This window comes from Streptomyces sp. P9-A2 (assembly GCF_036634175.1).
Classification (GTDB): Bacteria; Actinomycetota; Actinomycetes; order Streptomycetales; family Streptomycetaceae; genus Streptomyces; species Streptomyces pratens.
Genome location: NZ_JAZIFX010000001.1, coordinates 6,689,398 through 6,711,035, shown reverse-complemented (window position 1 = coordinate 6,711,035; position 21,638 = coordinate 6,689,398). Strand labels below are relative to the sequence as shown.

Annotated in this window: 22 protein-coding genes and 1 pseudogene; 12 read left to right on the top strand and 11 right to left on the bottom strand. The window is 71.1% G+C overall.

The window, feature by feature from the left end; genetic code table 11:
* Positions 1-93: 93 nt before the first annotated feature.
* On the bottom strand, positions 94-741 hold the full coding sequence (locus tag V4Y04_RS30375; RefSeq protein WP_332431572.1) for a ScbR family autoregulator-binding transcription factor: 648 nt from the start codon (positions 739-741) through the stop codon (positions 94-96).
* Between the two features lie 683 nt (positions 742-1,424).
* On the opposite strand from V4Y04_RS30375, the gene V4Y04_RS30370 reads away from it, so the two are divergent.
* The 5 genes from V4Y04_RS30370 (at position 1,425) to V4Y04_RS30350 (ending at position 6,585) form a co-directional block, all read left to right on the top strand.
* Positions 1,425-2,438, top strand: a complete 1,014-nt coding sequence (locus V4Y04_RS30370) for a substrate-binding domain-containing protein (RefSeq protein WP_332431571.1) — start codon at positions 1,425-1,427, stop codon at positions 2,436-2,438.
* A gap of 186 nt (positions 2,439-2,624) precedes the next feature.
* Positions 2,625-5,162: a sensor histidine kinase gene (locus V4Y04_RS30365; RefSeq protein WP_332431570.1), complete on the top strand. Its 2,538-nt coding sequence runs from the start codon at positions 2,625-2,627 to the stop codon at positions 5,160-5,162.
* A gap of 50 nt (positions 5,163-5,212) precedes the next feature.
* Positions 5,213-5,641, top strand: a complete 429-nt coding sequence (locus V4Y04_RS30360) for a roadblock/LC7 domain-containing protein (protein ID WP_055596934.1) — start codon at positions 5,213-5,215, stop codon at positions 5,639-5,641.
* Position 5,642: 1 nt separating this feature from the next.
* Complete coding sequence (locus V4Y04_RS30355) at positions 5,643-6,002, top strand: DUF742 domain-containing protein (RefSeq protein ID WP_332431569.1); 360 nt, start codon at positions 5,643-5,645, stop codon at positions 6,000-6,002.
* Entirely contained in the window at positions 5,989-6,585 is a 597-nt protein-coding gene (locus tag V4Y04_RS30350) for a GTP-binding protein (protein WP_332431568.1), read from the top strand. Before V4Y04_RS30355 ends, V4Y04_RS30350 begins: the two co-directional genes overlap by 14 nt.
* Before the next feature lie 116 nt (positions 6,586-6,701).
* Here V4Y04_RS30350 and V4Y04_RS30345 read toward each other — a convergent pair whose 3' ends face one another.
* From V4Y04_RS30345 to V4Y04_RS30330, 4 genes are read right to left on the bottom strand one after another with little or no spacing between them, the layout of a single operon-like run.
* Positions 6,702-7,658 carry an ABC transporter substrate-binding protein gene (locus tag V4Y04_RS30345; protein ID WP_332431567.1) on the bottom strand — a complete coding sequence of 319 codons (957 nt, stop codon included), beginning with the start codon at positions 7,656-7,658 and terminating at the stop codon, positions 6,702-6,704.
* 47 nt (positions 7,659-7,705) lie between these two features.
* Positions 7,706-8,428: an ABC transporter permease gene (locus V4Y04_RS30340; protein ID WP_332431566.1), complete on the bottom strand. Its 723-nt coding sequence runs from the start codon at positions 8,426-8,428 to the stop codon at positions 7,706-7,708.
* A complete protein-coding gene (locus V4Y04_RS30335) occupies positions 8,425-9,132 on the bottom strand; it encodes an ABC transporter permease (protein WP_332431565.1) in 708 nt (235 codons plus the stop codon). The genes V4Y04_RS30340 and V4Y04_RS30335 overlap by 4 nt, the downstream gene beginning before the upstream one ends.
* The gene (locus tag V4Y04_RS30330) at positions 9,129-10,253 is read right to left on the bottom strand and encodes an ABC transporter ATP-binding protein (protein ID WP_332431564.1); all 1,125 of its coding nucleotides are present in this window, start codon (positions 10,251-10,253) and stop codon (positions 9,129-9,131) included. The genes V4Y04_RS30335 and V4Y04_RS30330 overlap by 4 nt, the downstream gene beginning before the upstream one ends.
* 287 nt (positions 10,254-10,540) lie before the next feature.
* On the opposite strand from V4Y04_RS30330, the pseudogene V4Y04_RS30325 reads away from it, so the two are divergent.
* Positions 10,541-10,750 (top strand): annotated as a pseudogene (locus tag V4Y04_RS30325) (response regulator); the annotation flags it as partial.
* Positions 10,751-11,088: 338 nt separating this feature from the next.
* Here V4Y04_RS30325 and msrB read toward each other — a convergent pair.
* The 4 genes from msrB to V4Y04_RS30305 all read right to left on the bottom strand — a co-directional run bounded on the left by msrB (position 11,089) and on the right by V4Y04_RS30305 (position 14,743).
* Positions 11,089-11,496: a peptide-methionine (R)-S-oxide reductase MsrB gene (gene msrB, locus V4Y04_RS30320; RefSeq protein ID WP_332431563.1), complete on the bottom strand. Its 408-nt coding sequence runs from the start codon at positions 11,494-11,496 to the stop codon at positions 11,089-11,091.
* Positions 11,497-11,592: 96 nt separating this feature from the next.
* Positions 11,593-13,008: a UDP-N-acetylmuramate--L-alanine ligase gene (gene murC / locus V4Y04_RS30315; RefSeq protein WP_332431562.1), complete on the bottom strand. Its 1,416-nt coding sequence runs from the start codon at positions 13,006-13,008 to the stop codon at positions 11,593-11,595.
* Positions 13,009-13,127: 119 nt separating this feature from the next.
* On the bottom strand, positions 13,128-13,601 hold the full coding sequence (locus tag V4Y04_RS30310) for an indole-3-glycerol phosphate synthase (RefSeq protein WP_332431560.1): 474 nt from the start codon (positions 13,599-13,601) through the stop codon (positions 13,128-13,130).
* A 251-nt stretch (positions 13,602-13,852) separates the two neighbouring features.
* Positions 13,853-14,743 carry a pyrimidine reductase family protein gene (locus V4Y04_RS30305; RefSeq protein ID WP_332431559.1) on the bottom strand — a complete coding sequence of 297 codons (891 nt, stop codon included), beginning with the start codon at positions 14,741-14,743 and terminating at the stop codon, positions 13,853-13,855.
* 37 nt (positions 14,744-14,780) lie between these two features.
* Between V4Y04_RS30305 and zapE the strand changes: the two genes are divergently transcribed.
* From zapE to V4Y04_RS30290, 3 genes are all read left to right on the top strand, one after another.
* A complete protein-coding gene (gene zapE / locus V4Y04_RS30300) occupies positions 14,781-15,884 on the top strand; it encodes a cell division protein ZapE (RefSeq protein WP_332431558.1) in 1,104 nt (367 codons plus the stop codon).
* 117 nt (positions 15,885-16,001) lie between these two features.
* Positions 16,002-16,979 (top strand): slipin family protein, encoded by a 978-nt coding sequence (locus V4Y04_RS30295; protein WP_332431557.1) that lies wholly within the window; start codon positions 16,002-16,004, stop codon positions 16,977-16,979.
* 170 nt (positions 16,980-17,149) lie between these two features.
* Positions 17,150-18,565 (top strand): alkaline phosphatase PhoX, encoded by a 1,416-nt coding sequence (locus V4Y04_RS30290; protein WP_332431556.1) that lies wholly within the window; start codon positions 17,150-17,152, stop codon positions 18,563-18,565.
* 60 nt (positions 18,566-18,625) lie between these two features.
* Here the strand turns inward: V4Y04_RS30290 and V4Y04_RS30285 are convergent, their stop codons facing one another.
* Positions 18,626-19,126: an SRPBCC family protein gene (locus V4Y04_RS30285; protein WP_332431555.1), complete on the bottom strand. Its 501-nt coding sequence runs from the start codon at positions 19,124-19,126 to the stop codon at positions 18,626-18,628.
* Positions 19,123-19,557 (bottom strand): ArsR/SmtB family transcription factor, encoded by a 435-nt coding sequence (locus tag V4Y04_RS30280; RefSeq protein WP_332431554.1) that lies wholly within the window; start codon positions 19,555-19,557, stop codon positions 19,123-19,125. The genes V4Y04_RS30285 and V4Y04_RS30280 overlap by 4 nt, the downstream gene beginning before the upstream one ends.
* 146 nt (positions 19,558-19,703) lie before the next feature.
* On the opposite strand from V4Y04_RS30280, the gene V4Y04_RS30275 reads away from it, so the two are divergent.
* From V4Y04_RS30275 to V4Y04_RS30265, 3 genes are read left to right on the top strand one after another with little or no spacing between them, the layout of a single operon-like run.
* Positions 19,704-20,558 carry a polysaccharide deacetylase family protein gene (locus V4Y04_RS30275; protein WP_332431553.1) on the top strand — a complete coding sequence of 285 codons (855 nt, stop codon included), beginning with the start codon at positions 19,704-19,706 and terminating at the stop codon, positions 20,556-20,558.
* A gap of 48 nt (positions 20,559-20,606) precedes the next feature.
* Complete coding sequence (locus V4Y04_RS30270) at positions 20,607-20,816, top strand: hypothetical protein (RefSeq protein ID WP_332431552.1); 210 nt, start codon at positions 20,607-20,609, stop codon at positions 20,814-20,816.
* A gap of 33 nt (positions 20,817-20,849) precedes the next feature.
* On the top strand, positions 20,850-21,608 hold the full coding sequence (locus tag V4Y04_RS30265) for an aminoacyl-tRNA hydrolase (RefSeq protein ID WP_332431551.1): 759 nt from the start codon (positions 20,850-20,852) through the stop codon (positions 21,606-21,608).
* The last annotated feature ends 30 nt before the right edge of the window (positions 21,609-21,638 follow it).

The window sequence follows — 21,638 nt, the reverse complement described above, 5'->3', positions numbered from 1 at the left end:
CGCCGGACGGGACGGAGCGACCGGGGGAACCACCCCTGCCGGGGACGCCGGCAGCCGGCAGGAGCGACGGCCGCTGGAAGCCGTGGCCGGGTGTCAGACGGGGGCGATCTCCCGCTCCAGCCGTGCGGCCAGGCTGAGATAGCGGGCCCGGCGGGTCACCGGGACCAGGCCCCGGATGAGGATCTGCCACATCTCCGCGGTGCGGCGGGGCTGCCGGGCGACGGGTTCCCGGGAGCGGCCCACGACGCGGGTGCCGATGAAGAAGCAGACGAGGGAGTGGGCCACGACGTCGGTGTCGACCTCGGGGTGGACGTCGGACTCCTTGACCGCGCCGACGAGTCGGGCGGTGACGATGTCCGTCCACTCGGTGAACGGGTGACTGAGCGGCGGACGCGGCCGGGTGCCCCCGGTGGCGAGGCGGAGCCCGGCCCGCAGGACGGGGTCCTCGGCCGACTGGCGGGCTATGCCGAAGGTGAGGCGCATCAGCGCCTCCAGGGAGGTGTGGCCCCGGGTCTCGGTGTCCCTGGCCAGTCTGCGGCAGGTGGCGGACTGGAGCTCCAGGATCGCGTGGGCCAGGTCCTCCTTCGCCGCGAAGTGGAAGTACAGGGCTCCCTTGGTGACTTGGGCGTGTTCGACGATGTCGCTGAGACTGGTCGATTCATACCCCTGCCGGTCGAACAGATCGGCGGCGGCCGTGATGATCGTCGCGCGGGTCTGCTCGGCGCGTACCTGCCTCGCCATGGACTGAACTCCTGGGCCGAAAAGGAACGGGTCATGCTGTTTGTTTTTACCGCGTGTACACAATAACTCACCCTGCGACTGCGCTCATCACACCGGTTCACCCCGTCACACGCAGCATGTCCGGCAAATCAACTACGGGCGAGGAAAGAAAACAGCGCGTCCGGTATCTGAGTGTGGCAGGTGTGCGGGCGAAAGAGAACGGCGAGCGGTCTCAAGGGGAACTCGTCGCAACCGAAAGGGCTGTTACGGATGGCCGGGCGTCCGGTGGGCCGGGGAGGGGGGAAGGTGCGGAGCCGCCTGGCGTCCCGCGCGAGGAGGCCCGGCCGTCCGGGTGCCGCATGCCGCCCGCGCGCACCCGTGAACACCTGGGAACCCGGGGGACGTTGATCGGCGGCCGGCCGTCCGGGCGCTGCGGAGCCGGTTCCGTACCGTCCACGCGGTTCATGCACAGGGGCGTCTTTCGCCCCTGTCACCTCAGAACTCACCGTTCATCACAATGCGGCAGCATCGTCTCACTTCACGTGGCTGGTCACTTGACTACCAGTAGTAAGACGCGATTGGCTCCCGTCCCAGCGGGAGTCATCCAATCGGCGTACATGCCACGGCTCCGCCCCTGCTCACGTCCCCTGTTCTCGTCCCCTCCTCCCTCCTCCAGCTCGGCGTACAGCGAGGTCCGCTCCCTCATGAACACTCGTCCCCCGGCCCATGGTTTCCCGAGACGGCCCGTCCGCCTCACGGCCCTGGCGGCAGCCGTCGTCCTGATGGCGACCGGCTGTTCCGTCTTCGACACGGCCGACGACCCCTCGGATGCGAAGAGCGCGGGTGTGGTCGGCGACGGGATGAGCGTCGTGATGGTCACGCACGGCGGTGAGGGGGACATCTTCTGGGACCGGGTGAAGAAGGGCGCCGAGGCCGCCGCCGCGAAGGACGGCATCAACCTGACGTATGTGAGCGACGCGGACCCGGAGGGCCAGGCCGAACTCGTGCGCAACGCCGTCCGCGACAAGGTGGACGGCATCGCTCTGACGCTGGCCAAGCCGCAGGCGATGAAGGGGCCGGTGGAGGAGGCACGCAAGGCGGGGATCCCCGTCGTCGGGCTCAACTCCGGTATCGACGCCTGGAAGTCGTCGGGGCTGCTGGAGTACTTCGGTCAGGACGACGGCGTCGCGGGCCAGGCCGTGGGCAACAAGCTCAACGAGCTGAAGGCCAAGAACACCCTCTGCGTCATCCACGAGCGGGGCAATGTCGCGCTGGAGGCGCGCTGCGCCGGCATGCGGAAGACGTTCGACGGCAAGTTCGAGAACCTCTACGTGGACGGCTCCGACGAGCGCGCCGTCTCCGGCATCGTCACCGCGACGCTGCGGCAGGACCCGACCATCGACGAGGTCGTCGCCAACGGCGCGCAGTACGGCCTCCTCGCGGCCGAGGCCGCCAAGAAGGCGGACACCGGGGCGCGGGTCGCCTCCTTCGACCTCACCGAGGAGCTGGTGGACGCCGTCCGCGGCGGTGACATCCAGTTCGCCGTGGACCAGCAGCCCTATCTCCAGGGCTATCTCTCCGTGGACGCGCTGTGGTTGTACCGGACCAACGGCAACATCAGCGGCGGCGGGGTGTCGCCCGTGCTCACCGGGCCGGCGTTCGTCACGAAGACCAACGCGGCCGCGGTCGCCGAGTTCGCCGCCAACGGCACCCGGTGACGGATACATCCAGTGAGGACGTACCCAAAGATTCGGTTACGAAAGGGCCGTACGGTCACTTGCGCGGATAGCATCCTGCGCATCACCTGTGACGTACCGGACGTACGTCCTCCCTACGCGTCCGCAGCCCGTTCCCCTCCTGCACTCCGCCCGCATTTCCGATGATCCGACCGCTCTAGGACGACGATGTCTCCACGGACAGGTGCCCGGCGCCGTCTCGGCTCCATACGTCTCTCGCTGGTCCTCCTGGCACTGGTTCCCACCGTCACCCTCACCGCCATGTGGGGTGTGACGACGATCCAGATGTTCTCGGAGGGGCTGCGGCTCCGTTCCCAGACGGAGCTGAGCCGGTCGACCGGCGCGATGGGCACCGACGCGACCCTCGCGTTGCAGCGGGAGCGCAGGCTGACCGCTGTCTGGCTGGCCTCGCCGAAGGACTCCAGGGCCGCCCTCGACGCGCAGCGCGAGAAGACCGACGCCGCGGTGGCGAGACTGGTCGGACAGGCCGACGCGATCGCGGAGGCACCGGCCCGCTTGTCGGACCCGCTGTACTCGGTGCTGGGTTCGGTGGGCAGCCTGGAGTACTACCGGGACCAGGTGGACGCGCCGAGCGACATCACCGCCGAGCAGGCACTCGACCAGTACTCCTCGATCATCCAGGACCAGATCCACGCCTTCCAGCAGCTGTCACAGGTCGACGACGGCGACCTGACCTCGCAGGCCGGGCCGCTGGTCTCGCTGGAGCAGGCGGCGGAGGTGCTCTCCCAGGAGGACGCGCACCTCACCCTGGCCTGGCCGTCCGGAGAGCTCGAGGACAAGTCCTGGGCCACCTTCACGGAACTGGTCACCACCCGCCGCTGGCTGGTCGAGGCCCAGATCGTGCCGTTCCTGCGCGGCAGCACCAAGACACAGGCCGAGCAGATCCTGCAGAGCCCCGAGTGGCGGACCCTGCAGGAGGTCGAGGACGAGGTGCGCGACTCCCGTCCCACGGCCGAGAGCCGGAGCATCAGCCTGCCCGACGCGCAGAAGCGGTGGGACGCCGCTCTGGACAAGGTCACACCCCAGTACGCCGCCCTGATCGAGGAACAGACCGGCGCGCTGCTCACCCGCAGTGCCGACGAGGCCCGCGGCATGCTGCTGACCGCGGCCTCGCTCAGCGCCGGCGGACTGATCGCCCTGCTGCTCAGCGTCGGCATGTCGTGGCGGATCACCCGCTCCCTGTCCCTCAGACTGCGCGGGCTGCGACTGGCCACCCTCAGCCTGGCCGAGGAGCGACTGCCCGACGTGGTGGCGCGGCTGGAACGGGGCGAGAAGGTCGACGCCGAGTCGGCGATCACGCCCCTCGACTACGGCCACGACGAACTCGGCCAGGTCGCCCAGGCGTTCAATACGGCGCAGCGCACCGCCGTGCACACGGCGGTCGAACTCGCCGACACCCGGCGCGGTTTCCAGAAGGTCATCCTGGGCATCGCCCGCCAGAGCCAGAACCTGGTCAACCTCCAGCTCAGCAAGCTCGACCTGCTGGAACGCACGCACACCGACCCCGAGGTCCTCAAGGGACTGTACGAACTCGACTCCACGGCCAGTCAGTTGCGACGGTACGAGGAGAACCTGGTCATCATCAGCGGTGAGCGGCCCGGCCGTTCGTGGAGCGAGCCGGTCGCGCTGATCGACATCCTGCGCAGCGCCGTCGGTGAAGTCGCCGAGTACCAGCGGGTGGAGGTGCACACCGACGAGGAGGTCGCGCTGGCTCCGCCCGCGGTGGCCGACGTCATCCACCTGCTGGCCGAGCTGATCGACAACGCGACGGTGTACTCGCCCGCGCCGAGCCCGGTCGAAGTGCGCGCCGCGCTGGTGGCCAAGGGCCTCGCCGTCGAGATCGAGGACCGCGGCCTGGGCCTGCCGGAGGACGACTACGCCTCGATCAACACCCAGTTGGCCAGCCCTCCGCAGTTCGACGTGGTGGCGCTCGCCGACGACCTCCGGCTCGGCATGTTCGTGATCTCCCAGCTGGCCCACCGGCACGGCATCACCGTCACCCTGCGCCCGTCGCCGTACGGCGGGACGACCGCCATCGTGCTGATCCCGCACGCCATCGTGGTGCGGGACGCCCCGGGCGCACCCCGGGAGGCCGCACCCGCCCTCGCCGGCGCGACGAACGGGCACCGCCAGGCGGACGGCACGGACAGCACGGCCCCGGGGGCCCTCGGCGACACCGCCACCGGCGTCAGGGAAGCCACGCACGCCACGGACGCGGCGAACCCGACGCACGGGACCGACGGCACCGACCCGGCACCCGACACGAACATCGCGGACACCGGGAACACGCGGGCTCCCGGGGAAGTGCCGGCGCTGCCGTCCCGGTCCGGGGCCTCCCAACGGATCTCCGCCCGCCCGGCCGCCGCTCCCTCGTCCGCACCCCGGGCGAACGGGCTCACGCCTCTCCCCCGCAGGGTGCCGCAGACCAGCCTGGCCGCCGAACTCCGCGAGGAGGCGGTGATGCCGCCCGTCGAGGACGACGCCGCGAGCTTCACGGCGGAACACGCCGCCTCATCCCTCGCCGGCTTCCAGCGCGGCACGTCCGAGGCACGCGACGACGACGGAGACGCCCGTGCCGGTGCCGCGCCACCCGCCGCGGACGACGACGCGACGGAATCCTCCCGAGTACCCGCAGAGGTGCCGGCCCCCGCCCGAGAGCTCTCGACACCGCCCGCCGACCGCTGAACACCGAACGCCGAACGCCGAACGCCGAACGCCGAAGAAGGAACACAGTCATGACACGCCCCGTACCCGCCACTCACACCCAGCTCGATCAGCTGCTGACCGGACTCGTGGAGCGGGTCGCCGACGTGAACCAGGCCGTGGTCCTGTCCGAGGACGGGCTGGTGGTCAGCAAGTCCACCGGGTTCCTGCGCGACGACGCGGAACGTCTGGCGGCCACCGCGTCCGGGCTGATGAGTCTCAGCAAGGGCGTCAGCATGGACTTCCGCGGCGGCCCGGTGCGCCAGGCGCTCATCGAGATGGCCAACAGCTATCTGATCCTCACCTCGGCCGGGCCCGGCGCCCATCTCGTGGTGCTCACCGGCCCGGGTGCGGACGTCGGCGTGGTCGCGTACCAGATGAACATGCTGGTGAAGAAGATCGGCGAGCACCTCAGCGCGGCGCCCCGGGGCACGACAGGCCCCTCCGACTCCGGCGCATGAGGTGGCCGAAGGCGATTTCGCGGGCCGGCTCGTCCGACCGTTCACCCTGACCGGTGGCCGGACGCGGCCCAGCCGCGCCGACTTCACGCTCATCACGACGGTGACGACGGTCGAGCCCCAGCCCGTGGAGGCCGCCCGGCTCCAGCCCGAGCACACACGCATCCTGCGGCTGTGCGCGGAGCCCCTCGCGGTGGCGGAGCTCGCGGCGCGTCTCGACCTCCCGATGAGCGTGGTCGTGATCATGCTCTGCGATCTGCTGGAGGCGGGCCGGATCATCGTCCGCCCGCCGCACCACGTCACCCGCACCAAACCGGACCTGGATCTGCTGCAGAAAGTGAGGGACGGCCTTGGCCGGCTCTGACATCACCGCTCCGGCGCCCACCGAGCGTCCGGCACCCGACACGGTCAAGATCCTGATCGCCGGGGGCTTCGGCGTGGGCAAGACGACCATGGTCGGCTCGGTCAGCGAGATCGCCCCGCTGCGTACCGAGGAACCGCTGACCATGGCGGGCCTCGGCGTCGACGACCTCGAGGGCATCGAGGAGAAACGTGCCACCACCGTGGCGCTGGACTTCGGCCGGATCACCGTCTCCGACGACCTCGTGCTGTATCTGTTCGGCACGCCGGGCCAGCAGCGGTTCTGGTTCATGTGGAACGACCTGTCCCTCGGCGCGCTGGGCGCGGTGGTCCTGATCGATGTGCGCAGGCCCGAGTCCAGCTTCGCGGCGATCGACTTCTTCGAGCGCCGGGGCATCCCGTTCGTCATCGCCGTGAACGGCTTCCACGGGGAGCACCCCTACCCGGTCGAGGACATCAGGGAGTCGCTGACGCTGCCGGAGGGCGTGCCGGTGCTGCTGTGCGACGCACGGGACCGGACGTCGTCCAGGGACGTACTGATCGCCCTGCTGGACCGGCTGATCGCCGCCGCCACGCCGGCGGGGTGAGGCGTGGGTGGAACGCAGGTGGGGCGCGGCCCTCCGCGGACCGCGCCCCACCCCCTCGGGGAGGAATCGTCACCCCGGAGGAACCTTCGGCCGACGGAGCGTCCGGGGACGGCCCGTCAGACCAGCCCGGCCGACTCCAGCCAGGCCTTCGCCACGTCCAGTGGGTCCTTCTTGTCCAGCTGGACCTGGGCGTCCAGGTCCAACAGGGTCTCGGTGTCCAGCTTGGCGGAAACCTTGTTCAGGGCGTCGACACCCTCAGGGGAGAGGGCGTCCTTGTGGACCAGCGGGGTCACGTTGGCGAAACCGAAGAGGTTCTCCGGGTCCCCCAGGACGACGAACTTCTCCTTCACGATCGTCGGGTCCGTGGTGAAGATGTCCGCCGCCTGCACCTCGTTCTGGGTGAGCGCCGCCTGGGTGAGCGGGCCGCCCGCGTCCAGCGCCTTGAACGACTTGAACTCCAGCCCGTAGACGGACTTCAGGCCCTCCAGGCCCTGGCGCCGGGTCTGGAACTCGGGCGAGCCGCCGATCACCAGCTCCGGTGCGACGTCCTTGAGGTCGGCGAGGGTGGACGACGCGGTGAGCTTGTACTTCTTCGCCGTCTCGGCGTTGACGCTGACGGAGTCCTTGTCCTCGGCCGGCGACGGGTCCAGCAGCGTCAGCTTCTTGTCGAGCTTGGCCTTGGCGGCGGTGTTGACGGCGTCGGGGGACTCCTGTTCGGCCTCGGGGTCGAGGTAGGCGAGCAGGGAGCCGTTGTACTCGGGCAGAACCGTGATGGAGCCGTTCTTCATCAGACCGTAGGTCGTCTCCCGGCTGCCGATGTTGTGCTTGTAGGTGACCTTGAGGCCCTTGGCCCTGAGTGCCTCGCCGTAGATGTCGGCGAGCAGGGTGCTCTCGGCGAAGTTGTTGGAACCGACGACGACGGTGCCGGCTTCCGCCTTCTCCTCCTCGAGGGGGTTGTCGGAGGTGTCGCCGGACGAACAGCCCGCGAGCAGGGCCGTCGCGGCGGCGAGCGCGACGGCCGCCGCACCGGTGTGCCTCGTCCTGGACCAGCTGCGTTTCGCGGTAGAAGTCATCCACCGATCCAATCCAGCCGCTTCACCCTCCGTCAAGCGCGGCCGGATCACGGTTGGCACTCGGCGGGCCGTGCGCGGGGATTCTTCGCCCGGCCCTTCCGCCGCTGTCGCCTGCGCACCCCGGGTGACACCACGAATCGTCCCGCCGCCCAGAACAACACGAGCGTGACGAGCGCCAGGAACGCCACCAGGGTGGCGCCGCCGACCACCTTCTCGTAGTCGCGCTGGTAGAGCCCGTCGATGATGTACCGGCCGAGGCCGCCGAGACTGACGTACGCGGCGATGGTGGCCGTGGACACGATCTGGATGGCCGCCGAGCGCAGTCCGCTGAGGATGAGCGGCAGCGCCACCGGCACCTCGACCTGGAAGAGGATCCGTGACTCGGGCATACCCATGCCGCGTGCCGCGTCCACCGGGGAGGGGTCCACGGTGCGGACGGCCTCGTAGGTGGTCACCAGGATCGGCGGGACGGCCAGGACGACCAGCGGGATCATCACGGGCAGCAGGCCGAAGCCGATCAGCAGGACCACCAGCACCAGCAGGCCGAAACTGGGCAGGGCTCGGGCCGCGTTGGCGATGAAGGCGAGCGCGTTCCCGCCGCGGCCGGTGTGCCCGGTCAGCAGGCCGACGGGCAGGCCGATCGCGGCGGCGACGGCGAGCGCCAGCAGCGAGTACTGGAGGTGTTCGAGGAAGCGCTGCGGAATGCCGTCGTAGCCCTGCCAGTTGGCGCTGTCGCCGAAGAACGCCTGGGCGAAGCCGAAGATGTTCACAGGGCCTCGGCCTCGGCTTTCCCGAACCGCCCCGGACCCACGGTGGACCTGGTCCCGGACTGTGCGCCGCGGGGCATCCAGGGCGTGAGCAGGACCCGGAGCAGGACCAGCAGGGCGTCGCACAGGATCGCCAGTACGGCCATGGTCAGCACGGCGTTGACCGCGAGCTCGGGCCGGTCGTACTTCTGCGCGGCCGCGAGCAGGTTGCCGAGGGCGCCCTGGTTGCCGATCAGGGCGCCGACGCTGACCAGGGAGATGCTGGACGCGGTGGCGACCCGCAGGCCGGCGATGATGGCGGGCGCGGCGATCGGCAGCTGCACCTGGGTGTAGCGCCGTACGGAGCCGAAGCCCATGGCGGTGGCGGCGGCCAGGGTCTCGTCCGGTACCGAGCGCACGCCGTCGACGATCGCCGGGATCAGCACCACCAGGCTGTACAGGGCCAGCGGGATCATCACGGTGAGTTCGGTCTGGCCGGTGTAGTCGATGAGGACGACGAAGAACGCCAGTGACGGGATGGCGTACAGCACGGTCGTCAGGCCGAGCACCGGCGGGTACAGCCAGCGGAATCGGCCGCACAGCTGGGCGATGGGCAGCGCGAGCAGCAGCCCGGCCGCGACCGGGATCAGCGCCTCCCTCAGGTGCAGTCCGATCAGGCCGGTCCAGCTGTGCTGGAGGTCGCTGGGGATGGTGAAGAAGCCGCTCATCCGGCGACCTTCTCGTCGTCGGCGCGGCCGCCTCGGTGCGCGGTGCGGATGGCGTCGCCGATGGTCTGCTGGGAGACGACTCCCCGCACCCGGCCGGCGTCGTCCACCGCGACGGCCCAGCCGGTCGGGGAGAGCACGGCGCAGTCGAGTGCGACCCGCAGCGAGTCCACCCCGGGCACGAACGGGCGCCCGTACGGCAGGAGCTGGTCCGGCCGGATGTCCCCGGCGGTCAGCCGGCGCGGCTCGGACCAGCCGAGCGGGCGTCCCTCGTCGTCGGTCACCAGGAGGTGGGCGGCGTCGGCCGCGCCGATCCGCTCGGCGGTGGCGTCCGGCGGGATCACGGTGTCGGTGGCCAGTTCCAGCGCGGCGGTGGTGAGGAAGGAGAGCCGCCGGATGCCCCGGTCGGCGCCCAGGAAGTCCTCGACGAACGCGTCCGCGGGGTCGGAGAGCAGCTCGGCGGGCGGCGCGTACTGGGCGAGCCGGCCGCCCTCGCGCAGGACGGCGACCATCGTGCCGAGTTTGACCGCCTCGTCGATGTCGTGCGTGACGAAGACGATGGTCTTGCCCAGCTCCTCCTGGATCCGCAGGAGTTCGTCCTGGAGGCCCTTGCGGACCACCGGGTCGACGGCCGAGAACGGCTCGTCCATCAGCAGCACCGGCGGGTCCGCGGCAAGCGCCCGCGCCACCCCGACGCGCTGCTGCTGGCCGCCGGAGAGCTGGTACGGGTACCGCTTGGCCATGGCGGTGTCGAGGCCCACCCGCTCCATCAGCTCCGCCGCCCGTTCCCGGGCCCGCTGTTTGCCCCAGCCGAGCATGCGGGGCACGGTGGCGATGTTGTCGACGATGGTGCGGTGCTGGAACAGTCCGGCGTTCTGGATGACGTATCCCATGGACCGGCGCAGGGTGGTGACCGGTTGCCGCTGGATGTCCGCACCGTCGAGCAGGATCGTTCCCTCGGTGGGTTCGACCATGCGGTTGATCATGCGCAGGGTGGTCGTCTTGCCGCAGCCCGACGGTCCGACGAGGACGGTGATCGAGCGGTCGGGAATCTCCAGGGAGAGCCGGTCGACCGCCACCGTGCCGTCCGGATAGCGCTTCGTGACTGATTCGATCCGTATCAAGACGCCGGATGCCCTTCGGGTGGCTGGAAACTTCTGGCCGAGACGGCCTCGGGGTCTGCCGCCGGTCGAGTGTAGACGGCACCTCCGACAGCGCCCGGAGAACGGGTTGTCCGCGCCTCCCCTGCCTCCGTGCCTCTCGCCTGCCGCACGGCCGGTCGGGCCGCCCCGACCGTCCCGGCCGCCCGACCGGGACGCCCCACGCCGCCTGCCCCGCGCCCACCACGGGAAACCTCACGTGAACCCGCTGTTCGAAACACCTCCGGGGCCGGGTGCCTCAGTAGGAGCGGGTGGAGAAAGTGCGACTGCTCGTCGTGGACGACGATCCACCGACAGCCGACCTGGTGGCGACCGTTGCCCGGTACGAGGGCTGGGAGGCCGTCACCGCCCACTCCGGTGAGGAGGCGCTGCGTCGGGCCGCCGCGTTCCGGCCGGACGTCGTGGTGCTCGACATCATGCCGCCCGACGTCGACGGCTTCGGCGTGCTGGACCGGCTGCGGGCCGAAGCCGCCCGGATGGGCGCGCTGCTGGACGACCTGCTGCTGCTCGCCCGGCTGGACGCGGCGGAGGCGGGCACCCCGCCGCGCACGGCGGCGACATCGAGCTGAGCACCGGCGGGCCGGGGCCGACGGTCTTCACCGTGCGGCTCCCGCTCGACGGGCAGGGTGCCACGGACCGTCGAGGACACCACGACGCCCCGCCGGCCGGTGGGTCGGGCGGGTATCCCGCACGGACGCACAGACACACGGACACGGAGACACGGAGACACCGAGACACCGAAGGGCCGCCGGGGACCATGAGTCCCCGGCGGCCCTTCGGCGTCGGCACGGTGTGCGGGTCAGCCCTCGGCGGACCGCAGCTTCAGCGAGATGCTGTTGATGCAGTACCGCTGGTCCGTGGGTGTCGCATACCCCTCACCCTCGAACACGTGTCCGAGATGTGAGCCGCAGCGGGAACAGCGCACCTCGGTGCGCACCATGCCGTGCGACCGGTCCTCGATCAGTTCGACCGCTTCGGAGTCCCGCGGGTCGTAGAACGAGGGCCAGCCGCAGTGCGACTCGAACTTGGTCTTCGAGGTGAACAGTTCGGCACCGCAGGCACGGCACGCGTACACGCCCTCGGCCTTGGTGTCGGTGTACTCACCGGTGAAGGCCGGCTCCGTGGCCGCCTGGCGCAGCACGGCGTACTCGGACGGCGACAGTTCCGCGCGCCACTGCTCGTCCGGCTTCTCCACGTCGTACGACATGAGCCTCCAGCCTTTCCACTTCTTCTTGCCGCTTCTCTTACGTCTTCGGCGTTCCCGCGTCGGCGCTCCCGCGTCGGCGCTCCCGCGTCGACGCCGCTACTTCGACAGACGGTCCAGGATCAGCGGGCCGAGGTCGGTGACATCGCCCGCTCCCATGGTGAGAACCAGATCACCGGGCTTCGCCATTCCCGCGACGGCCTCCGGGATCTCCGTCCTGTCGTGCACCGGCGTCACGTCCGCGCCGGCCGTCCGCGCCGCGTCGATGATCAGCTCGCTGGTGACGCCGGGGATCGGGTCCTCACGGGCCGGGTAGATGTCGAGGACGACCGAGGAGTCGGCCAGGGCCAGGGCCTCGCCCATCTCCTTGCCCAGCTCCCGGGTGCGGGAGAAGAGGTGCGGCTGGAAGACGACCAGGATGCGGGCGTCGCCCGCGGCGTCGCGCATCGCCTCCAGGTCGGCGGTCATCTCGGTCGGGTGGTGCGCGTAGGAGTCGATGACCTGGACGCCCGCCGCCTCGCCCTTGAGCTGGAGGCGCCGGTTCACGCCGGTGTACGCGGCCAGCGCCGGGGCCAGTTCGGTGGCCGGGATGCCGAGCGCGGCGCCCGCGGCGAGCGCGGCCACGGCGTTGTGCGCGTAGTGGCGGCCCGGGACGGACACCGTGAAGGTGAGCGGGGTGCCCTCGAACTCGGCGGTCACCTCGCTCTTCAGACCCTGCGGGACGACCGACGTCACCCGCACGTCGGCGTCCGGCGACTCCCCGTACGTCACCGTCCGCACGGAACCGGCCCCGGCGGCGGAGCCCGCCGCGTCGCGCAGACGCCGGGTCAGCTCCCGCGCGCCCTCGTGGTCCGCCGAGATCACCAGCGTGCCACCGGGCACGACCCGGTCGACGAACGTCTCGAAGGACTCGTGGATCTCCTCCATGGACGCGTAGTTGGCGTGGTGGTCCAGCTCCACGTTGAGGATGATCGCCACCTCGGGCGCGTACTTGTGGAAGCTGCGGTCGGACTCGTCCGCCTCGGCGACGAAGATCTCGCCGTCACCGTGCAGCGCGTTGGAACCCGGCACGTCCAGGTCGCCGCCGATGGCGTACGACGGCCGGCGGCCCAGCTCGGTCAGGGAGACGGCCAGCATCGAGGTGGTCGTGGTCTTGCCGTGGGTGCCGGCCACCGCGATCGGGCGCAGGCCGTTCATGAGGGCGGCCAGCGCGTCGGAGCGGTGGACCACGGGCACGCCCAGTTCGGCCGCGCGGACCAGCTCCGGGTTGTCCTCGCGGATCGCCGACGACACGACCACACAGCTCGCGTCGTCGGCCAGGTGACCGGCGGCGTGCCCGATGTGCACGGTGGCACCCAGCGCGCGCAGCGCCTCGGCGGTGGCGGACTCCCTGGCATCGCTGCCGGCCACCTCGGCGCCGCGCTGCGCGAGGATCTTCGCGATGCCCGACATCCCGGCGCCGCCGATGCCGATGAAGTGCGGTCGGTCCATGGCGGTAGGAAGGCCGGGTGCCATGCGTGTTTCTCCCCAGTGGTGACGAGTGGTACGGATCGTACGAGTAGTGCGGGTCGTACGAGTGGTGCGACGAGCGGGACGAAGGTCCCCGCGCCCTCGTGCGAAGGCGCCGCCCCAGCCTATGTCTTGCTGTGCGAGAACAGTTTCAGCACCGGGACTCCCACCTTGTGCCGGGCCCGGGAGGCCCAGTCACGGTGGAAGAACTCCTCCACGTAGTGCGGATCGGTGAGCACGATCACCTCGTCGGCCCCGGCCTCCTGGACCATCGCTCTCAGGGCGTCCAGCGGGTGGTCCTCGATCAGCCGGCCCTCGGCCGCGTGACCGGCTGTGTGCAGGGCCTGCAGGGACACCTCCAGGGCCCGCTCCCCCATGGTCTTGGCCTCCTCGCCCTCGGGAGTCTCCCCCTCGCGGACGGCGTCGTCGAGCTCGCCGAGGGCCACGTCGTCGATGGCCCGCAACAGCCGGTCCGCCTGCTCTCCGCGCGGCTGGAGCAGCACCTGGAAGGTGACCTGTTCGTCGCCGTGCAAGGTGGTGACGAAGTCCACGTCGGCGGACGTCAGGGCCTTCTCGATCATCAGTACGCTGGTGAACACCAGGCGCCCCTTCTCCTCGGAGGGCCACGGGCCCTCTTCCCCGTGGGCCGAGCCAGGCCCTGCGGAAACCATCCTGCCCCGTGTTCGCACGGGCACTGCCGGATTCAGTCTGCCCCTCACGGCATCAAGCGGAACAGAACATTCCGCCGATTACCGGACCAGCGGTAACCATCGAACCCGTTTCCGTATATTTCCGGTCACGTGGCCCGACCGCTTCCGGCCACGCCCGGTCCCCTCCGGCCACACCGGGGTCAGGACCGCGCGTACCGCGTGAAGAGAAAGCCGTCCTCCTCCAGCATCGACTTCAGCGTGAAACGCCGCGGAAGTGTCACAGAGGGCCCCCCGGCGATGCGCTGAGCGTCACCCGCGGTGAGCATCGGGGCGACGGTCAGACAGAGTTCGTCCAGCACCCCGGCCGCCACCAGCTGTCCCAGCAGTCGCGGACCGCCCTCGGTCAGCAGCCGGGTGTACCCCCGCTCCGCGAGGGCCCGGACCGCACGCCCCGGGTCCACCCCCGCCCCCTCCCCGGCGATCACGACCCGGGCCCCGGCCGCCTCGGCTGCCGCGACCCCGGCCGGGGGTGCGGCGGAGCCGGTCAGGACCAGGGTGGGCACCGGCGGGGAGGTGAACAGCGGCAGGGAGAAGTCCAGGTCCAGGCTCGCGGACACGACCGCGATCGCCGCGGCCGGCCCCTGCCCGGCCGCCTCCCGCGCCGCCGCGAAGCCGGCACGCACGCGGGCCGGCCGGTAGCCCTCCTGCCGAACCGTCTCCGCACCGACGAGCACGACGTCCGCCAGCGCCCGCAGCGTGCCGAAGATCCGCATGTCGGCGGGGCAGGAGATGGGCTGCGAGCGGCCTTCGTGCTGGGCGGCACCGTCGAGCGTGGACACCATGTTGGCTCGCAGCCACGGCACCCGGCCCTCACCCGGCCCCGAGCCTGCCCCTGCTCCTGCCCCTGCCTCCGCCTCCGCCTCCGGGTAGGCGTACGCGGCCGCCAGCTCGGCCAGGCTCCACTCCCGGCCGTTTCCGTCCTCGCCTCCACCGCTCCCACCGCCTCCAGGGCCACCACGGCCGCCTCCGGAGGTACCGGGCCTCCCGCCGGGAGCTGCTGTTTCGTCGGTCACAGGGAACAGGCGTCGCATGACGTGCAGTGTTCCACGCCCCGTAGTATGAGGAAGCGTGTCGTCCTCCTCCCCCGCCTCCCGGCCCGGTGCCACGGCCGAAGCGGCCCCGCTGTCCCTGTGCGCCCGTGAGCCGCATGTCCCCGCGGACCGGCTCGTCGCCGAGATGGTGCCGCCGCCGCGGTTCGACGCGGTCCGCTTCGGCACGTACATACCGGACCCGAACCAGCCCAGCCAGACCGAGGCCGTGCGCGTCCTCGAAGGCTTCGCGGCGGGTCTCGGCGGACCCGGGGCCGGCGGTTCCGGCAAGCGCAGGCTGTTCGGCTTCGGCAAGGCGGCGAAGCCCGCCCCGGCCGGCCCCCGCGGTGTCTACCTCGACGGCGGGTACGGCGTCGGGAAGACCCACCTGCTGGCCTCCCTCTGGCACGCCACCCCGGCCGAGCCCGCGCTGAAGGCGTTCGGCACCTTCGTGGAACTGACCAACCTGGTCGGCGCCCTCGGCTTCCAGCAGACGGTGCGGACCCTCTCCGGCCACCGGCTCCTGTGCATCGACGAGTTCGAGCTGGACGACCCCGGCGACACCGTGCTCGTCTCCACCCTGCTCGGCAAGCTGGTCGAGGCGGGCGTCGCGCTCGCCGCCACCTCCAACACACTGCCGGGCAAGCTCGGCGAGGGCCGGTTCGCCTCGGCCGACTTCCTGCGCGAGATCCAGGGCCTGTCGGCCCACTTCCGCGCCCTGCGCATCGACGGCGAGGACTACCGCCACCGCGGCCTGCCGAAGGCACCGCCGCCGTACACCGACGAGCTGGTGTCCAAGACGGCGTACGCCACCGAGGGCGCCTCCCTGGACGGCTTCGCGGACCTGCTGGACCACCTCGCGAAGGTGCACCCCAGCCGGTACGGCGCCCTGACCGACGGACTCTCCGCCGTGTGCCTCACCGACGTCCGGCCGGTACCGGACCAGTCGACGGCACTGCGTCTCGTCGTCCTCGCCGACCGGCTCTACGACCGCGAGGTGCCCGTACTCGCCTCGGGACTGCCGTTCGACCAGCTGTTCAGCGAGGAGATGCTGGAGGGCGGCTACCGGAAGAAGTACTTCCGGGCCATCTCCCGCCTCACCGCCCTGGCCCGGGACGCGGGCCGGCTCACGGGGACGCCGTAGCCACTTCCTCCCTGCCGGCCGCGTGGCCCCTCACCCATGGCCCCGGCCGGGGCGGCGGGCATATCGTGACAGGAGTGACCGTAAGCACGTGAAGCAGACCTCTGACGGGAGGTCGTCATGGTCCAGGAACTGCTCACCGCGGCCGTCGCCACCGGCGCCGCGGGCGTCGTCTATCTCACCGCGGCGGCGCGGGTCGTCAAGCAGTACGAACGAGGGGTGGTCTTCCGCCTCGGCCGGCTGCGCGGCCAGGAACGTCAGCCCGGGTTCACGATGATCGTTCCGTTCGCGGAGCGGCTGCACAAGGTCAATCTGCAGATCGTCACGATGCCGGTGCCCGCACAGGAGGGCATCACCCGGGACAACGTGACGGTGCGGGTCGACGCGGTGGTGTATTTCAAGGTCGTCGACGCGGCCGCGGCGCTCGTGAACGTCGAGGACTACCGGTTCGCGGTCTCCCAGATGGCGCAGACCTCGCTGCGTTCGATCATCGGCAAGAGCGACCTCGACGACCTGCTGTCCAACCGGGAGATGCTGAACCAGGGCCTGGAGCTGATGATCGACAGCCCCGCGGTCGGCTGGGGTGTGCAGATCGACCGCGTCGAGATCAAGGACGTCTCCCTGCCCGACACCATGAAGCGGTCCATGGCCCGCCAGGCGGAGGCCGACCGTGAGCGCCGCGCCAGGATCATCAACGCCGACGCCGAACTCCAGGCGTCGAAAAAGCTCGCCGAAGCGGCGCAGCAAATGGCGGACACGCCCTCCGCGTTGCAACTGCGGCTGCTTCAGACCATTGTGGCGGTCGCGGCCGAGAAGAACTCCACCCTGGTGCTGCCCTTCCCCGTCGAACTGCTGCGCTTCCTGGAGCGGGCCGCCCAGCCACCGACGCAACAGGAACGCGCCCTCGAGGAACCCGGACCGCCGGCCGAGCGGGACGAGGGCCTCACCGGAAACGTGGACGGGGGCAAGGACGGGAACCGGCCCCCGGAAACCGATCGTCCGGTCCCGGACTTCGGGCGCCTGGCCACGGACACGGACACGGACCTCGGTACCGCCCCCCGCGCCCGCACCGACTCCGGCCCCGGACGTGCGACGTGAGACGCGTGACGTGCGACGTGCGACGTGCGACGTGAGACGTGAGACGCGTGATGTGAGACCGCCCACGGGCAGACGCGTGACACATGCTCCGTGCGTGGTTCCCGTGACTCACGGCAGGTGATAGACACGGCGGGACCACAGTTCCTGTCCGCCAGCAGGAAGGTTCCCCCATGTCAGAAACAGGCACGCCGGAAACAGGGTCCGACACCGGATTCCTGTCCTCGACACGCCGCCAGTTACTCGCCCGTTCCGGCGCTCTGGGCATCGGCATCGCGTTCTCCGGCGCCCTCTCCGAACTCTTCACTCCCGCTGCCGCCGCCGCGCAGCACCTCGGTCATCACGACTACGGCCCCCTCGTCCCCGACCCCGACGGACTGCTCGACCTGCCGAAAGGTTTCCGCTACCGGGTGCTGTCACGCGAGGGCGACGCACTGCGCTCCGGCGAGGGTCCCGTCCCCTCCAACCATGACGGCATGGCCGCCTTCGCGGGCGGGCAGGGCCGCGTCCATCTGGTCCGCAACCACGAGAACCGCGCCAACGGCAGAATCCCGGTCCCGGTGGTCAAGGACCTGACCTACGACCCGGAGGGCAAGGGCGGCTGCACGTCGCTGACCCTGGACTCCCGCGGCCGGGTGCGCTCGGAGCGGGTCGCGATCGCCGGTACGGCCGTCAACTGCGCGGGCGGCACGACCCCCTGGGGTACCTGGCTGACCTGCGAGGAGACCGAGGACAAGGCGGGCACCAACGGCTACACCAAGGACCACGGTTTCATCTTCGAGGTCGACGGCGCCGATCCGCGCCGCACGGGCGCCGTACCGCTGACCGCGATGGGCCGCTTCCAGCACGAGGCGATCGCGGTCGACCCGAAGCGGGGCGTCGTCTACGAGACGGAGGACGCCTTCGAACGGCCCTTCGGCCTCTTCTACCGGTTCCTGCCCGACAAACCGCTGGGCGGCACCGGCTCGCTGCGCGCGGGCGGCCGGCTCCAGGCGATGCGGGTGCCCGGGGTGCCGGACCTTTCCTCGGTCCAGGAGACGGGCGCCCGGTTCGACGGCATCGAGTGGGTGGACGTACCGGACCCGCTGGCCACCGGGACACCCATCCGTTTCCAGGACTTCGGCAGCGGCGGCGTCACGCACGCGCAGAAGCTGGAGGGCTGCTACTGGGGCGGGCGGTCGGCGTACTTCGTGTCGTCCTTCGCTCGCAGTGCGGAGGGGTCGGCCGGCGACCACTACGGGCAGATCTGGCGCTACGACCCGGACCGGCGCCGGCTGACGCTGGTGATCGTCTTCGGTCCGGACACCGACGTACAGCTTCCCGGCGAGTCACCGGACAACATCTGCCTCGCCCCCAGCGGCGGCCTGATGGTCTGCGAGGACGGCGGCGGCGCGCAGCACGTCTACGGTGTCACCCGACGCGGCGAGGTGTACGAGGTGGCCCGCAACCGGCAGAACCGGGGCACTCCCGAGGACCCGGACTTCGGCGAATTCGCCGGGGTCGCGTTCTCCCCCGACGGCCGGACGATGTACGTCAACTGCTACGACCCCGGGACGACGTTCGCGGTCACGGGGCCCTGGCGGCGATAACGGCACGGGGCCGGCCGGAGCAGGGTGCGCCCCCGGCCGGCCCGGCGGTCCGTACGCGGCTCAGGCGGCCACCAGCAGGTCGTCCATCTGTCCGATCGACTGCCGCAGCCCCTCGACCATGCCCATCTCGGCCAGCTGCTCCATCTGCTCCCGGGTGTCGAAGACCGAGCGCAGTTCCATCCTGGTCCCGCCCTCGCCTCCGCCCTCGCGCTCGCTGAGCGTCATCCGCACCGTCGTGGTCGGCATCTCGGGGTTCGGTTTGCCGTCCGGGCCGGAGAAGCCGTCGGTGAATTCGAGGGCGGTGGGCGGCGTGACCGTCGCGATCCGCCACCAGCCGCCGAACTTCTCGCCCTCCGGGCCGGTCATGAAGTACGTGACCTCCCCGCCCGGGGTGAGGTCGTGCTCCTCCACGGTCGCCGGGTAGGTCGGCGGCCCCCACCAGCGCTCCAGCTGTCGCGGGTCGGCCCACAGCCGCCACACCCTCTCGACCGGTGCGGCGAAGTCCGCGATCACGGTGAGGGTCAGCCGGTCGAGATCCTTTTCCACGCTCGTGACAGTCATCGGTCCCGCCCTTCCGTCGTTTCCTTGCCGCCGGACCCGGAGTCGGGTCCGGCATCGGTTCCGGCACCGGACCCGGCATTGGTTCCGGCATCGGTTCCGGCGTCGTCCGCCAGCAGACCGGACATCCGGTCCACGCGCGCCCGCCAAGCCGTCTCCAGCTCGTCGAGGGCCTGGCGGGCCCTGCCCATCGCGTCGCGATCGGTACGCACGAGCTGCTCCCGGCCGCGGCGCCGCTTGGTGACCAGACCGGCCCGCTCCAGCACCGTGACGTGTTTCTGCACCGCGGCGAAGCTCATCGGGTACGCCTCGGCCAGACGTGACACGGACGGCTCACCCCGCGCACAACGACGGAGTATGTCGCGACGCGTCGCGTCGGCCAGGGCGTGGAACAGCCGGTCCACGGTCTCGTCGGTCAATCCATCTACAACCATTTGGTTGTACGTTAGCCCCGTGCGTCCCGCGCCGCAAGCGGAGGGCGGGAAAGCGCCACACCAGGACCCCGCCACCCGGGTGACACCGCACCACGCCGGCCCGCGAACAAGGATGAATGGCATGAGATCACCCATATCTTCATATAGTGATCACATCAGTACGCCGAGCAGCAGCCGTCTGCGCCCTCACCCTCGCGCTCGCCGCCTGCGCCGCCCCCCACTCCCCACCGCGGCCACGCCCCACCCCCTCCGCCACCCCCGCGACACCGGCCCCGCGCCTGCCCACCCTGGCTCCGGGACCGGCCGGTCTGACCCCGGTCTTCGAGAACGCCCCCCGAAGCGCCGGGAAGACCGTCGCCCTCACCTTCGACGCCGACATGACCGCCGATCAGGGCCCGCGTGCGGCGGCGGGCGAGCGCTTCGACCATCCCCGGCTGATCGCCACCCTGCGCACGCTGAAGGTGCCGTCCACCGTGTTCATAACGGGGCGCTGGGCCGAGGAGTACCCGGACCAGGCCCGTTCCATCGGCCGGGACCCGCTCTTCGAGGTCGCCAACCACTCGTACAGCCACTACGCGTTCACGGACGACTGCTACGGCCTGCCGACCGTCGGCCGGGACCGGATGCGCGCGGACGTGGAACGGGCCTACACGGCCTTCCGCGAGGTGGGGGTGGCGCACCCGATGCCGTACTTCCGCTTCCCCGGCGGCTGCTACGACCGCGAGGCGCTGAAGGCACTCGTCCCGGCCGGTGTCACCGCCGTGCAGTGGGACGTGGTCGGCGGCGACGCCTTCGCCACGGACGCCGACGCGGTGGCCCGGCAGGTCCTGGACGGAGTGCGCCCGGGTTCCGTCGTCGTCCTGCACTGCACCCGCAGCGCGGCCCCGGCGACCGAGCGCGCGGTACGGACGATCGTCCCGGAGCTGCGGCGCCAGGGCTACCGCTTCGCGAAGGTCTCCGATCTGATCGCGACCGTGCCGACGGCACCGCTGCCGGGCTGACGGAACCGGGCCCCGGCACTCCGCCGGACGCGGTCCTACCCTGGAGGCATGACCGACACCGACACCGACACCGACACCGGGACCGACACGGACTACTGCCTGATCGACCCGGCCGGGCCGCCCCGGGCCGAGGGACCTCCGTACGCGGAGTGCGTGCTGTGCCGGGAGCCCACGGAGTACCCGGAGTCGTACAAGGGGATCACCATGTGTCCGGCCTGTGAGTGGCAGGAGGCACAGCGCACGGCCTGCTCGGGCTGACGTAAGCGCGGCACGGCTTGGCAGACTGTCGGGGTGAACAACGATCAGACCGTTGACCGGACATCCGCCGCCGCGAGCCCCTTCCGCTCCGAGCCCGGCGCCCGCGACGAGGCCCCCCAGTTCGTGCTGCCCCTGGTGGCGCGCATCGAGAAGTCGGCGCCCCCGGCCCGCACGGACGCGCTGGAGACGGCGGCCCGCGCGGTGCTGACGATCCTGGCGGACGAGCGGTCGGTGGGCGAGGGCGAGTGGGCGCGGGTGATGCGCGACTGGCAGGACGCCCGCATCCGCAAGGTGGTACGCAGGGCCCGCGGCGCGGAGTGGCGCCGCGCGGAGGCCCTGCCCGGCATCACGGTCACCGGCATGTCGGCACAGGTCCGTGTCTTCCCGCCCGTCCCACTGGACGGCTGGCCCAAGGACCTGGCCCGTCTCCAGGTCTCCGGCACCGACCTGGACGATCCGGAGCCCCCGCCCCCGGCCGATCCCACGGCCCCCGTCCTCTGGTTGAACCCCGACCTCGGCATGTCGGCCGGCAAGACGATGGCCCAGGCGGGCCACGGCGCCCAACTGGCCTGGTGGGAACTGTCGGACGAGGAACGCACGGCCTGGCGGAAGGCCGGCTTCCCGCTCACCGTCCGCACTGCGGATCCGTCCCGCTGGGGCGGGTTGACGACCAGTGGCCTCCCCACGGTCCACGACGCGGGCTTCACCGAGATCGCGCCCGGCTCCTGCACGGTGGTGGCGGACCACCCGTCGCTGCGGCGCGGGAGCGGAGCCTGCCCCCCTCTTCCCTGAGGGGGCACTGTCATGGTTCGGCCATGGCCA